16 protein-coding genes are annotated in these 13857 nt (G+C 47.2%); 4 read left to right on the plus strand and 12 right to left on the minus strand.

What is annotated here, in order from left to right:
• Positions 1-341: 341 nt before the first annotated feature.
• Positions 342-563, minus strand: a complete 222-nt coding sequence (locus tag ACFQZE_RS22645) for a hypothetical protein (protein WP_379361400.1) — start codon at positions 561-563, stop codon at positions 342-344.
• A 127-nt stretch (positions 564-690) separates the two neighbouring features.
• A complete protein-coding gene (locus ACFQZE_RS22650) occupies positions 691-1317 on the minus strand; it encodes a stage II sporulation protein M (protein ID WP_379361402.1) in 627 nt (208 codons plus the stop codon).
• A gap of 153 nt (positions 1318-1470) precedes the next feature.
• Between ACFQZE_RS22650 and pdaB the strand changes: the two genes are divergently transcribed.
• On the plus strand, positions 1471-2283 hold the full coding sequence (pdaB, locus tag ACFQZE_RS22655) for a polysaccharide deacetylase family sporulation protein PdaB (protein ID WP_379361405.1): 813 nt from the start codon (positions 1471-1473) through the stop codon (positions 2281-2283).
• Between the two features lie 2 nt (positions 2284-2285).
• Here the strand turns inward: pdaB and ACFQZE_RS22660 are convergent, their stop codons facing one another.
• On the minus strand, positions 2286-2909 hold the full coding sequence (locus ACFQZE_RS22660; RefSeq protein ID WP_379361407.1) for a KinB-signaling pathway activation protein: 624 nt from the start codon (positions 2907-2909) through the stop codon (positions 2286-2288).
• Positions 2910-3113: 204 nt separating this feature from the next.
• On the opposite strand from ACFQZE_RS22660, the gene gerD reads away from it, so the two are divergent.
• Entirely contained in the window at positions 3114-3788 is a 675-nt protein-coding gene (gene gerD / locus ACFQZE_RS22665; protein ID WP_379361409.1) for a spore germination lipoprotein GerD, read from the plus strand.
• A 100-nt stretch (positions 3789-3888) separates the two neighbouring features.
• Here the strand turns inward: gerD and ACFQZE_RS22670 are convergent, their stop codons facing one another.
• The 6 genes from ACFQZE_RS22670 to rplM all read right to left on the minus strand — a co-directional run bounded on the left by ACFQZE_RS22670 (position 3889) and on the right by rplM (position 9043).
• On the minus strand, positions 3889-4986 hold the full coding sequence (locus ACFQZE_RS22670) for an Mrp/NBP35 family ATP-binding protein (protein ID WP_379361412.1): 1098 nt from the start codon (positions 4984-4986) through the stop codon (positions 3889-3891).
• 144 nt (positions 4987-5130) lie between these two features.
• Positions 5131-5925 (minus strand): N-acetylmuramoyl-L-alanine amidase CwlD, encoded by a 795-nt coding sequence (gene cwlD / locus ACFQZE_RS22675; RefSeq protein WP_379361414.1) that lies wholly within the window; start codon positions 5923-5925, stop codon positions 5131-5133.
• A 148-nt stretch (positions 5926-6073) separates the two neighbouring features.
• The gene (sat, locus tag ACFQZE_RS22680; protein ID WP_379361416.1) at positions 6074-7237 is read right to left on the minus strand and encodes a sulfate adenylyltransferase; all 1164 of its coding nucleotides are present in this window, start codon (positions 7235-7237) and stop codon (positions 6074-6076) included.
• Positions 7238-7267: 30 nt separating this feature from the next.
• Positions 7268-7963 carry a phosphoadenylyl-sulfate reductase gene (locus ACFQZE_RS22685; RefSeq protein ID WP_379361419.1) on the minus strand — a complete coding sequence of 232 codons (696 nt, stop codon included), beginning with the start codon at positions 7961-7963 and terminating at the stop codon, positions 7268-7270.
• A 229-nt stretch (positions 7964-8192) separates the two neighbouring features.
• Entirely contained in the window at positions 8193-8585 is a 393-nt protein-coding gene (gene rpsI / locus ACFQZE_RS22690) for a 30S ribosomal protein S9 (RefSeq protein WP_068679314.1), read from the minus strand.
• A 20-nt stretch (positions 8586-8605) separates the two neighbouring features.
• Positions 8606-9043, minus strand: coding sequence for a 50S ribosomal protein L13 (gene rplM / locus ACFQZE_RS22695; RefSeq protein ID WP_379361422.1), 438 nt, complete (start codon positions 9041-9043; stop codon positions 8606-8608).
• A 352-nt stretch (positions 9044-9395) separates the two neighbouring features.
• On the opposite strand from rplM, the gene ACFQZE_RS22700 reads away from it, so the two are divergent.
• Together ACFQZE_RS22700 and ACFQZE_RS22705 are read left to right on the plus strand one after the other, a co-directional pair.
• Entirely contained in the window at positions 9396-10370 is a 975-nt protein-coding gene (locus ACFQZE_RS22700) for a DUF4097 family beta strand repeat-containing protein (protein WP_379361424.1), read from the plus strand.
• A gap of 209 nt (positions 10371-10579) precedes the next feature.
• Positions 10580-11545 carry a DUF4097 family beta strand repeat-containing protein gene (locus tag ACFQZE_RS22705; RefSeq protein WP_379361426.1) on the plus strand — a complete coding sequence of 322 codons (966 nt, stop codon included), beginning with the start codon at positions 10580-10582 and terminating at the stop codon, positions 11543-11545.
• 95 nt (positions 11546-11640) lie between these two features.
• Here the strand turns inward: ACFQZE_RS22705 and truA are convergent, their stop codons facing one another.
• From truA to ACFQZE_RS22720, 3 genes are all read right to left on the minus strand, one after another.
• Positions 11641-12387, minus strand: coding sequence for a tRNA pseudouridine(38-40) synthase TruA (gene truA / locus ACFQZE_RS22710; RefSeq protein WP_379361428.1), 747 nt, complete (start codon positions 12385-12387; stop codon positions 11641-11643).
• A 71-nt stretch (positions 12388-12458) separates the two neighbouring features.
• Positions 12459-12824, minus strand: coding sequence for a 50S ribosomal protein L17 (rplQ, locus tag ACFQZE_RS22715; protein WP_379361430.1), 366 nt, complete (start codon positions 12822-12824; stop codon positions 12459-12461).
• 48 nt (positions 12825-12872) lie between these two features.
• Positions 12873-13817 (minus strand): DNA-directed RNA polymerase subunit alpha, encoded by a 945-nt coding sequence (locus ACFQZE_RS22720; RefSeq protein ID WP_379361432.1) that lies wholly within the window; start codon positions 13815-13817, stop codon positions 12873-12875.
• Positions 13818-13857: the final 40 nt, after the last annotated feature.

Raw genomic sequence — 13857 nt, forward strand, 5'->3', positions numbered from 1 at the left:
TTGAAGACTTTCGTCTTCATTTTATTCCATTAATTCTTTTCAGAATTAACAGGGCAGTTTCGCTCGTTGTTCAGTTTTCAAAGAACAATTTGTTTCTTTCGTTATCGCGCCGATGTCTCAGCGGCGACCTTTATAATGTATCACAGGTGCCTATCTCATTGCAAGTACTTTTTTTCGATGTTCGACATTTTTTTTAAGTTTGTCTTTTTCAATCAATGTCTACTCGCAAAAGCGGCGAGACTTAATATATCACAGGGGTCCAAATAAATGCAACCCCTTTTTATATTATTGTTGTAGTGCTTTTATTCAAATGATTCTTACTATTTCCAATACCTCCAAAACTAACGATAGTTTCTAACGTTCAGAGCATAACGCGACAATTCTTTTGGCGATGCAATGCGCGCGTACATTCTGAAAATGACTTTATATCGGCGAGTAATGGCTCCTTTAATATCGCCATCCAATCTAGAGTCACCCAAATCAAGCAGCATTTCATCAAGCTCTTTCCGCAAGACGTAATCCAATTCTTTGCATTCCTTGTCATTAAACAATATACCGAGCATAACCGTAGCGGCCTCCTTTGGAAATATATAGCGCATATAGACCGTCCTGAGACGAACAAAAAGGCGGCTCCATCGCAAATGCGCATGGACACCGCCTTACTGTTATGCTCAAATTTTGGAAATATTATTACTTCCCTAACAACCAAACTGTAATTGTACTTTCAATAACCGAAGCCAAAAGCAGTGAAACCGTTAAAATCACCATCATTGGAACAGTCCGAATCATAAAAAATTCAAGCTCTTTCCCGATCCCGCCAAGCTTCTGTCTCGCGAACAACAAGCTTCCTGATGCACGCAGCGTTAATCCGCCAAATTTGATCCCGTATGCGCAAGCGATCACTATTGCCGGGATTTCGATAATGCCATGCGGCAATAATCCTTTGAACACAACTTCAAATACGGATGGAGCCGCCGGATTATCGGCAATCGTTTGAAGCAGATAGCCAATAATCATTCCGTTAAGCACGAGAAAGAAAATAGGAAGCACGCCAAAAAAGGCGCCCAAATACATAATTAATATCGACTTTATCGCATTGTTGAGAAAAATCACGATCATCATCGTCAAAGTTGGATTGTTCGTATTATCCACAAGATTCGCCAATTGCTGGAGTCCTGTTAGTTGCCCCTCCAAAAATGCCTTGAAAGCAGGATTAGTCCCGCCTACGATGATACCGGCAAAAAACAATATAAATGAAAAGGCGATGTAACGCCTCATATCTTTCAAATGCTGAATAATTGCGCGCCCTTTAAACAATTGAACACCCCGCTCATTTTAAAATACATGATAAACCTAACTTCTCTCGGAAAAGAACGAATATCTCCGTTGTACGAGCATAGATTGTACTACTAGTGTAAAAATGCTGACGCCTCGGCACGGGGCGAAGCGAAGAGAGGAGCGCTTTTCCCCATGAATATGTTTTATGTGATGAATGGTAAGAAGCTGAAACGGTATTTTTTCATCTGCATTGCACTTGTTTTCTCTATTGGAGTCATTTACGCCGAGCGCGACAACATTACGGTTTTTGCGCCGCAGCAGCCTGCTGCCATCTACAGCGTTCCTACCGACAAAAAGGTTGTCGCCCTTACCTTCGACATCAGTTGGGGAGACAAGCGTGCCGAGCCTATTTTGGAAACGTTGAAAGCAAACGACATCAAGCAAGCAACCTTCTTCTTGTCGTCGGCGTGGAGTCAGTCGCATCCCGATTTGGTCAAAAAAATACAAGAGGCCGGATATGAAATCGGAAGCCACGGCCATAAGCATGATTTCTACAGCAAATTAAGCGACGAAGATATTCGCAAGCAAATTACGACGGCCCACACGATATTGTCCGATCTTACCGGCAAACAACCCAATTTGATTCGTCTTCCGAACGGCGACTTTGACAAACGTGTCCTTCGCATCGCGGAGGAGCTTCAATATAAGGTCATTCAATGGGATACCGACTCCATGGATTGGATGAATATCGGCACCGACAAAATCGTTAACCGCGTCGTGACGCGCACCCATCCCGGCGATATTATCCTTATGCACGCCAGCGATACCGTTACTCAAACAAACGAGGCTTTGCCGGCAATTATTTCTCAATTAAGGGGAGACGGTTACGAATTCGTGAGCGTATCCAGCTTAATTTCCCAAACGGAGACGGAAGGCAGCGCCGTTCAGGACAAACAGTCCAGCACTGCCCCCGTTCCGCAATCAGACGCCGCTACAAATTCTTAAATTTAACCGGCCGACTTTGCAGTTACCGCTGCGGAGCCGGCCGTTTCTCTTTTGAGCAGACGGTGCATCATCATGTTTTGGTAGGCGTTGCAGACGAACAGAGGAACCATCATAAATACGATCGCAGCTACGTTCGTATCCCCTTGCAAAGCTGGCCATGCCTCAACAAAGGTTACAACAAACATCAAAAACATGGTTGGAATAAAAGCCGTTTTATTTGTCTGTTTAACCTTAAGCCAAGTAACAAGCAAAGAAGCCACGAGCAAAATTAACGGCAGTACCCAGAAAAACCAATTGTTTGTTTTTTCCTCATACAAAACATAGCCCAGTCCAAATACGGCAAACAAGGTCGTGTAGCCTTGCAGGGCATTCCATAAATATTTTTTGCGAAATACGCTTAGCGCAATATAGTTCAAGGTCAGATAAGCAAAGAACCCCATTTGACTGAATGCCCCGATCATAAGCCCCGAAATGGCCATCGTCATGGCGTTAAATCCTGTTGCCTCCATGCCCAAAAAGCCGAACTCCTGATCTGTCAGAAGCATAACTAAGCCGCAAAGAACGCAAACTAACGCTCCAATCGCCATGGTACTCCAAAACAAAAAAAACCATTTCCGTAAATTCACGCGATATATCCCCCTAAAAAGGTTTTCCCTTTATTTTACCACGATCGTAACAAAAAGCTAATGCTCGTCCATGATAAAACGGTGAACAATGCACATAATAGAAACAATCATGCATCGGTACGCAACATGCGTCCGACATTCGCGGATTGGAGTGGCGAAAGCTATGTCCAGTCAAGCATGGACACAGAAGGGAGCCAGCAGGACATGCGCAAACGGTGGACTTTATGGATAGCTCTTATGGCATTTGCTTTATTACTGAGCAGCTGCGGGGCCGAGCCGTCGGGAAATACGCAGCAAATCAGCTACAAGGATATGAAATCGATGGTTATTGACATACTGAAGACGGAAGATGCGCAAAAGGCGCTGCAGGAATCGTCACAGCAGCTTTCCGGCTATTCCGCTCAGTCCTCCAAATTGCTCTCCGTACAGGATCAGGAGGAAGTTCGTCTGGCCATCAAAGATGTTATTAGTTCGCCGGATTATGACAAGGTCATTAAAAAGCTGATGACGGACACCCGTTTCGCCGGGGAGTTTGCAAAAGCCGTTAATAAAGACAACAAGGAAATCCACAAGCAGCTCATTAAAGATCCAACGTACCAGCAGGAATTAGTAAAAACGATGAAAAACCCGGAAATGGAGAAGCTCATTTTGGATGTGCTGAAGAGCGCTCAATACCGGAAGGAAGTTATGTCTCTAATGCAGGAATCGATGCAAAATCCTCTTTTCCGGCTTGAAGTGCTCGATTTGATGAAATCCGCGGTACAAGAGGAGCTTCAACCTAAACCCGACGAAAAAGTGAAAAAACAAAAAGAGGGCGGCGGCTCTGGTGGCGAAGGCGGCGAGGGTGGTCAAGGCGAGGAAGAGCAGCAGAGCGAGTAGTTAAGCAGAAAAACTTATGCAGCAGACAGATGCAGCAAAAAGAAGCCCGAGCCGTACAGATCAACATGAAGATGTTGAACTGGCGGTTCGGGCTTGCCTATTATTTCTGGCAGCGCTCTATAACGCTGTCAGCAAGCTCCAAATAAAGCTTGCCTGTTTCCGTATCGGCACTATAAACGGAAGGAGAAAAGTCCGGTTCAAGCGGATGGTTGTCCGGCGCACCCAAAGGAATTTGGGCCAGCAGATCACAATGAAGCGTCTCTGCCAGTCGGCCGCCGCCGCCTCTGCCGAATACATATTCAATCTCTCCGGATTTGGATACAAAATGGGACATATTTTCAACAACGCCTATAATATCATGGTTTGTCTTGATGGCCATCGCCCCCGCTCTAGCCGCAACAAACGCTGCTGTCGCATGAGGAGTCGTCACGATAATTTCTTTGCTTTGCGGAATGATCTGATGAACGTCAAGCGCTACGTCACCCGTCCCAGGAGGAAGATCGAGCAGCATATAATCCAGTTCGCCCCATTCGATTTCCTGGAAAAAGTTTCTTAGCATTTTTCCAAGCATTGGGCCGCGCCATACGATCGGACTGTTGTCTTCCACAAAAAATCCCATGGAGATGACTTTGACGCCAAACCGCTCAATCGGAATTACTCTATCGTTCACGATTTCCGGTCTTTCCTCGATGCCCATCATATCGGGCACGCTAAAACCGTAGATGTCGGCGTCGATGATGCCGACACGCTTGCCCCTGCGGGCTAAGGCGACCGCCAAATTGACGGTCACCGTCGATTTTCCGACGCCGCCCTTGCCGCTGGCGACGGCGATAAACTCGGTCCCGCTGCCCGCATTCAGCAGCGGGCTGGAAAGATCGGCCCCGTGGCCTTGTACGGGGCCGCTTGCGGCGGCTCCGGATTCGCCGCCGCCTGAAGTGGCGGGCGCTGGCTCTGCGCCGCCCGCCGAAGCTGGCGCCTCGTCCCGAAACCGGCTATGCACGGTTTCGGCGCCTAGTGGCGCCAGCGCCTCGCGAAGCGAGGCCTCAAGCGCGGGCTTAACCGCCGCGCTCGCTCCTAGAACCGTCAGCGATACTTGACGGTCTCTCACCATAACATCTCGGAAGCTGACGCCTTCCGAGCGATATTGCCCAGCCATCACAGATTCGATGGCATCAATTGCTTGTTCGCGTGTCAACATAATATGTGTCCCACCTTTATGAATTCAAAGCGATGCCTCTCCATTATAGCACAGGACGTCCATTTTCCACCCGCGAGAAAGGTGTTTAAAGTTAGCACTGAGATTCGGCTATGTAAAGGAGCGCTCTTCCCCCTTGCCTCAGCTCTACTGTCCATTTTGCAACTCTAATTGCTGGAGTTCGCCTCCGCTTAGCTTTTCCCCCGACATGTACCGCAATATGCCTTGATAGATAGATGCAGCCACTTTTCTCTGATACTCCGTATCGGCAAGACGGCTTGCTTCTCCCGGATTCGATAGGAAACCCACCTCTACCAGCGCCGCTGGAATCTCTTTGACCGTTTTCATCAAATAAACGTCTTTTACCGTACTCGTAATTCTAGTTGTATTTTCTAAATTCCGTTTGATTTCATCTTGTATAAAAGCCGCGAGCACACGGTTGTCCGGATGATTGCCGGGATGATAAAACGTCTGAGCGCCGGACCATTTCGACTGAGGAATACTGTTCATATGGATGCTAACCATAGCGGATGCCCCGCTTTCATTCAAAAGAGCGGCCCGACGAACCAAATCCTCGGTTTTTCGCTTGCTGTACGCTTTTGTGTCACCGCTTGCCAAATCGTAATCGCCTTCACGAGTAAGCACAACTATCGCGCCCCCCTGCTGCAAATAATCTCGCAAATGCAAAGCGATCGCAAGGTTCAAATCTTTTTCAATGACGCCTTGTTTGCTTACGGCCCCTCCATCCGCTCCCCCATGTCCCGCGTCAATGGCAATCGTTTTCCCGGATAGCGGCAACGCCCAATACGACCAAGTATGAACGGCAGGCATTCCTTGCTTAAGCAGCAGGAAGGTACAAACTACAACAAGAACCGCGACTGCTGCGCGCAGCGCCCCCTTGTAAGTCATCCATATTACAATATGTCGCTTCCTTCGGCGCATCAAAAAAACCACCTCGTCTTCCATAAGACTGAACGTGCGGCTTAAGCTAATCCATGTTAAATAGGATAAGCTCTATCCGCACATTCATGTATATGGGACGAGATGGTTAATTATGTTTCGGGAAAAGGATGGCGAATGCCAAATCGCCTTAGCCTACAGGCTGCGACATGCCTTCGATCAAAATTTTCGCCACTTCCGGACGAGAGAATTCAGGCGGCGGGCATACTCCGTCACGAAGCAAAGCACGAACCTTTGTACCGGATAGCGTCAAATGAGACGTTTTGTCATGCGGGCATGTTTTTGTAGTCGCCATGTTGCCGCAAGTCGTGCAATAGAAGCTATGCTCAAAATAAAGCGGCGTAATGCCAAGATCGGAAGCTGGAATCGATTTGAGCAAGTCTTGAGCTTCGTAAGTTCCGTAATAATCGCCTACGCCGGCATGATCTCGTCCAACGATAAAATGCGTGCAGCCGTAGTTTTTACGGACAAGCGCATGAAAAATCGCTTCGCGCGGCCCTGCATAACGCATAGCTGCCGGGAATACACCCAAAAATACACGATTCTCAGGGTAATAGTTTTCCAAAAGAGCCAGATAGCTTTTCATACGAACGTTCGCCGGAACGTCATCCGACTTCGTTTCGCCCACCAATGGATTCAGGAACAGCGCATCGACAATTTCCATAGCCGTTTTCTGAATATATTCATGTGCCCGATGAACCGGATTGCGCGTTTGGAAGCCAACTACACTCTTCCAGCCCTTCTCTGCAAAGATACGGCGCGTTTCCGACGGGTCGAAATAAAACTCCTGGAATTTCTCCGGCTCAGGACGGTTCAATACCGTAATCGAGCCTCCCACGTATGTGGAGGGACGCTCAAGCAGCTTTTGTACACCCGGATGCTCCAAATCGTCCGTTTTGAACACTTTGACCGCTTCCAGCTTCTGATCCGCTTGGTAAATGCTCTCGACATTAATGATCCCGTATACGACGCCATCTTCGCCAACTAGTGACGCGCGTGCTCCGACGCTTAGCTCAGCCGCTTTAGCCTCGTCTACAGCCAAAGTAATCGGAATGCTCCATACCGTTCCATTCGCGAGTCTCATGTTTTCCACTACCGACTTGTAGTCCTCTTCGTTCAAGAAGCCCGTAAGCGGGGAAAATGCTCCGACGCCGATCAAATCAAGGTCAGAAATCGCCCATGCGTTAATTGTAATCGAGGTAAAGCCTTTTGCTTCCTGCAGAAGCGTTTCACGTTCCGCGCCTTCGGCGATCCGGTTAACCAGCACGCCGCCATGAGGTAAGATTTGACTCATAATCGAAAAATGCCTCCTAAAATGATCTTCTTATTTATGAAGCCCGCATTCTGTTTTTTCTTGGCCCGACCAGCGTCCTGCGCGAGGATCTTCTCCTGGCATAACCTGACGCGTGCAATGTTCACAGCCGATGCTTGGATAATAATTATCATGCAGCGAATTATAAACGACATCGTTTTCGCGAATGTAATTCCATACATCCTCGGTTGTCCAGTGCGCAATCGGATTAAACTTCACAAGTCCGAATTTCACATCGTATTCGATTTTTTTGGCATTGGCACGAGTCGGCGCCTGATCGCGGCGAATTCCAGTAATCCATGCCTCATATTTGGACAAAATTTTCGTGAGCGGGTCTACTTTTCGAATGCCGCAGCATTTATTCGCATCTGTTTTCCATAACTCATCGCCAAATTGTGCCGCCTGCTCTTCAGGCGTTATTTCCGGTTTTACTTCAACAAAAGGAATGCCCGGATAGCGCTGAGCTAAACGGTCACGCGTTTCGTAAGTCTCTTTGAAATGAAAGTCCGTATCCAGATAGAAAATATCTGTTGTTGGGCTTACCTTTTGCAGCATATCAACCAAAACAACATCCTCTGCGCCGAAGCTGCACGCAAAAGTAATGTTCGGAAATGTCTCCACGGCAAAACGAATAATTTCTTCCGGTGTTGCGTTCTCCAGTTCAACAGCTTTCTGCGCGATAAGTGCTTCCTTCTCAAACAGATTCATACGAATGACCTCCGTTAATCAATTCCTAGTAAAGTAGTCTGTATTATAGATTATATGCCTTTCAGCCGTTTTGTTCAATGATAACTTTTAATTAAATCTTACGGATTTAACAGCCGTTAACATTGGAACAATTTGTATAGTCTATTCTATTATTCCACAAACTAGCGCGAAACGGAATACAAAAAAAACGCCTCCTCCGATAAACGAAGAAAGCGTTTTTGAACGTTGATTAACGTTTCGAGAACTGTGGAGCGCGACGAGCCGCTTTAAGACCGTATTTTTTACGTTCTTTCATACGCGGATCACGAGTTAGGAAGCCTGCACGCTTCAAAGCCGGACGGAACTCAGGGTCTGCTTTAAGCAGAGCACGGGAGATACCGTGACGGATAGCGCCAGCTTGACCGGAAATACCGCCGCCGTTAGCGATAACCAGCACATCGTATTTGGACAATGTGTCAGTCAGGTTAAGCGGTTGTTTTACGATCAGTTTGAGTGTTTCCAAACCGAAATATTCATTCAAATCGCGTTTATTAACAATGATTCGTCCTTCACCCGGCACAAGACGTACACGTGCAACAGAGTGTTTACGACGACCAGTTCCATAGTATTGCACTTGAGCCATGAAACATGTCCTCCTCTTTATTACCCGCGAAGCTCGTAGACTTCAGGGTTTTGGGCTTGATGTGGATGTTCCGCACCTGCATAAACTTTCAATTTAAGCTTCATTTTGTTGCCAAGACGGTTCTTAGGCAACATGCCGTGTACCGCGAACTCAATCACGCGCTCAGGCTTGTTTTTGATCATCTCTTGTGCCGGGGTAACTTTCAAACCACCAGTGTACATCGAGTGACGGTAGTACATTTTGTCAGTCAATTTTTTGCCTGTCAAAACAATTTTCTCAGCGTTGATCACGATAACGAAATCGCCTGTGTCAACATGTGGCGTAAATTGCGGCTTGTGTTTGCCACGGATTAGGCTTGCAGCTTCGCTAGCCAGACGTCCGAGCGTTTTGCCTGCCGCATCGATGACGAACCATTTACGCTCAACTTCATTTGGCTTAGCCATATAGGTGGTACGCATGGATGATCCTCCTTAATTCTGTTACAATAATCGTTTTTATAACAACGTTTCCGTTGGTTTGTTATTCATGTTAGAACCTTGCTTGTTGTGGCCGTTCTTAGTCGGGGCCGTGGGATAGCCACTAAGAAAGCACAAGTTATATACTACTATATTTAGCGCCTATATGCAAGTCATATTTCAATTTCTTCTTAACTTTACAGCTCTCGAATTCTGGACCAAAGTCCTGCCATTTCGTACATCAACGGTCTGTTCCATCATTCACCAAACCTTGATACAATAAAGCGACGCGAGCAGCTGTCAGGTTTACCCTGAAGCTGCCCGATTCGAACTCATACATAAGGAGAGAACAAATATGAACAAACGATCGAAACTTGGAACCGTCCTTATTTTGATAGGGATTGTTGGACTGACTTATGTAATTGCCACAGGGGGGAAATCGCCTTTGGAAGGAATGACTTCCTTTTTTACTACTGAAGTCAATGAACGCCAGACCGTCGATGCTGCGGCGATTACCAACCTATCCGTCAAATCCGACAGCATCGATGTCCATATTGTACGAGTGAACGGCGGCACAGAAGCATCCGCCACACTGGAAGGAAGTGCAACCAAAGCTCTGCTCAAACATTTAAAATTAACCGCGGAGCCAAAAGGCGATACACTTGAAGTAGCCCTCGAAGGAAAACGCGGTTTTGGGGTCGGCTTCGGATGGTCTAGAATAAAGCTGACGATCGAGCTTCCGGACAAAACCTATAATCGAATTGAGGTCAATGTTGACAGCGGAGATATTACGGCGGAGGGGCTCACATTCAACGAAGCCGCATGGCATGCCGATTCGGGGGACATTGCAGCTAGCGGCCTTACCTCCCTCTCCTCGCTGAAAGCAACTGCCAATAGCGGCGATCTTCATTTCGAACAAGTAGAAGCCAAAACCGTTGAGCTTGGTGCGGACAGCGGAGATATTACGGTTAAGGATTATAAAGCTGAAGGGATCAACTTTGAAGCGAGCAGCGGTGATGTGGCCTTATTTGACGGTCTCTCGCAACTGAAAGGCAGCGTGCGCTCAGGCGATATTCATCTACAGGCTGACAATCTTAAACATGATACGGAGCTTAAGACGACCAGCGGCGACGTCATTGTCGAATTAGTTGAAACTCCCTCCTCCTTAGCCGTTCATTTCGATGCGGGCTCAGGTGAGGGCGTCATTCAAAAGGATGGTTTTGTTTATACCGGTGGAGAGGCGAATACGGATAACTTTACAGGTACCTTTGGAGCAGGTGAAATCAAACTAAAAGTAAGTGTGGGTTCAGGCGACTTTGTTTTAAAATAATTCAAACTCAAGAAGAAAGCCGTTGGGGCGACACAGCGGCTTTTTTCTTTTTCTTTTTCTTTTTCTTTACTCCATCTCCGTCCAGAGACCGAGGGGAAATTCATTCAGCAGTACGTTTTTTGGTTGCCCGATGCTTGCTAAAATGAATTTAAATAAAGAACTATGGACGATGAGCGCTAAACGACAGAAAGAAAATGGGAGTGGATGAAGTGAGACGAGTCAGACAACTGGTGGGCGGTATTTTAGTAATAGTGGGGATTATTGGGGTGACCTACGTGATTAATGCCGATGAAGGGACGCCTTATGAAACGGTCAAAAACTTAGTATCTAAAAAAATATATGAAGAGCAGTCATACGATTTGGATGACATCAAACGAATCGCTATTTATGACAAAAGTTTAGATATAATCCTCTCGCGGGGATCATCGGATCAAGCCGTCGTGCGGATGGAAGGCACCGTAAGCAAAACTGTGAAAGACAACTATAAGCTCGAGAACAAACGAGAAGGCGATACTTTGCATATCGGCTCTACTTCCCGAAACGGTTGGTTTTTGGGCTGGTCGTCAGTCAAAATCAATATTGAGCTGCCCGAAAGACAATGGGAGGAAGTGGCTGTGTCGACCGTAAGCGGCAATATAACAGCCGATCAATTAGAAGCAGGTACGCTTTCGCTTAAAACGACTTCCGGCAGTATCCATGCCAAGGTTCTGGAGGCTACAGAGCTGACAGCAAAAACAATAAGCGGCAATATTAAGCTGGAAGAAGCGGTAAGCCGGAGCACCAACCTGAAGTCGACCAGCGGCAATGTGTCTATCGAGCAATTTAAAGCCGATCAATTAACACTGATCACGACTAGCGGCAACATCAAGGCACTTGAAGGCAACGCTGAGTATGAGGCCGAAACGAGCTCCGGCAATATTTTGATCGAGGCGGAACATTTGCTTGAGGATGCAAATCTCAAAACAAAAAGCGGCAACGTCACGGTTGAGCTTGATCAAGATCCAGAATCTCTAGCTGTGGACTTCAAAGCCGGATCGGGATACGGAAAAATTAGAAAAAGCGGGTTTTCCTTCGAGGATAAAGACGAAGACGGCGATCGTCTGATCGGCGCTTTCGGATCGGGTAAGACGGAGCTTTATGTACGTACCGGTTCGGGTAACTTTACTTTAAAGTAATCCTTATATGAATAGGCTCTCCTCAAAGTCGGGCAACGACTTGCGGAGAGCCTATTTTGATTGGTAACCATCCATTGAATCGGTATCGCCTGGATTTAATGCCCATCATCGTAATTCACCTCAACGAGCGTCAGGCCGTGCGCCATTGCCGTCGGACCAGCAAGCGCCCTGGACTTGCCCTCCAAAATGAGCTTCATATTTTCGGCCGTCAACTTTCCTTGGCCCACAAATAACAGCGTACCCATAATGATACGAACCATATTGTAAAGGAACCCATTGCCTGTTACATACATGTGAAGAGCAGCTCCCTCCCTCACGAAATAAGCTTCATAAATCGTGCGAATATGGTGAGGCTTTGTAGAATGTATAGACGTATAAGAGGTAAAATCATGCGTTCCGATTAAATAAGACAACCCCTTCTCCATCTCCTCCACATCCAGCTTAGTGGGATGATGGAAACGGTATGAGCGGCCAAACACATCGGGAAACTTTCCTGTATCAATCGTATACCGATACGTCTTTCGTTTCGCCGAACGCCGGGAATGAAAACCCTCGGCTACGTCCCATGCTTCCAAAATAATAATATCTTTAGGCAGTCTCGTATTAAGAGCAATAGCCCAACGCTCCGTCGGTATAGACGACTCCGTTAAAAAGTTAAACACTTGGCCCATAGCATGAACGCCCGCGTCCGTCCGGCCCGAACCGATAATAACAATGGTTTCTCCCGTCAAATGCTTGAGCGCCTTTTCAATTTCATCCTGTACGGTTCTGCCGTAGGGCTGCGATTGAAAGCCGTTAAAATGGGTGCCGTCATAGCTTACTTTTACGCCAATGTTGCGCACGCTGTCTCCCCCAGTTCCAAATAAAAAAAAGGTGGCCTCATCAGAGTCCACCTTTTTTGCTTGTGTGCATCTTACGCGCGGTCAACCAGCTCAAGGTAAACCATAGGCGCGGAATCACCGCGACGAGGACCTAGCTTAAGGATACGCGTGTATCCGCCTGCGCGCTCCGAGTAACGAGGAGCCAGCTCGGAGAACAGCTTTTGGATTGCGTCTTGCTCACCGTTAACGGTTTCGCGACGTACAAAAGCTGCTACTTGACGACGAGCATGAAGATCACCTTTTTTAGCTTTAGTGATCAGCTTTTCAGCGATAGAGCGAACCTCTTTCGCTTTTGCTTCAGTCGTTTGAATACGCTCATAAAGGAACAGATCAGTAACGAGGTCACGGAACAATGCTTTCCGCGCACTTGCGTCACGTCCCAATTTTTGATATGCCATCTTGTTTTCCCCTCCCTTGCTCTGTTGTCTTACCTGGTTGTGTGACTGCTATTCTTCCATACGGAGGCCAAGACCCAATTCTTCAAGCTTCTCTTGAACTTCCTCAAGCGACTTGCGGCCCAAGTTACGAACCTTCATCATGTCCTCTTCGGATTTCGTAATCAGCTCTTGAACAGTGTTAATGCCCGCACGTTTCAAGCAGTTATATGAACGTACTGAAAGATCCAGTTCCTCGATGGTCATCTCTAGAACTTTTTCTTTCTTATCTTCTTCCTTCTCAACCATGATCTCCGCATCTTTGGCTTCATCCGTTAATCCAACGAACAAGTCCAAGTGCTCGGTCAATATTTTAGCGCCGAGGCTTACAGCCTCTTCGGGGCGAATACTGCCATCCGTCCATACTTCAAGCGTCAGCTTGTCATAGTTAGTGACTTGGCCAACGCGTGTATTTTCTACGCTGTAATTAACGCGAGTAATGGGCGTGTAAATGGAATCGACAGGAATGACGCCAATCGGTTGATCGTCGCTCTTGTTCCGGTCCGCTTGCACGTAACCGCGTCCCCGATTAGCAAAAATCCGCATATGGAGTCGCGCTCCGGAGGCCAAGGTCGCAATGTGAAGATCAGGGCTTAAAATCTCAACATCGCTATCAGCTCGAATGTCGCCCGCTGTTACGTTGCCTTCCCCGTCCGCATCGATCTCCAGCACCTTCTCTTCATCGGAGTGGATTTTAAGCGACAGGCCTTTCAGGTTCAGGATGATTTCCGTTACGTCCTCAATCACTCCTGGAACCGTAGAAAATTCATGCAGTACGCCGTCAATTTGCACCGACGTCACAGCTGCACCAGGCAAAGACGACAACAGAATTCGGCGAAGCGAATTTCCAAGCGTCGTGCCGTATCCGCGTTCCAGCGGCTCGACCACGAAACGTCCGTAGGTTCCTGCATCGTTCAGTTCTACGGTTTCGATTTTCGGCTTTTCGATCTCAATCACAATAGTACCCTCCTTCAAACGTCGCTCCGTTACCTAGTCG

The sequence above is a fragment of the Paenibacillus sp. GCM10027627 genome, assembly GCF_042675505.1.
GTDB lineage: Bacteria > Bacillota > Bacilli > Paenibacillales > Paenibacillaceae > Pristimantibacillus.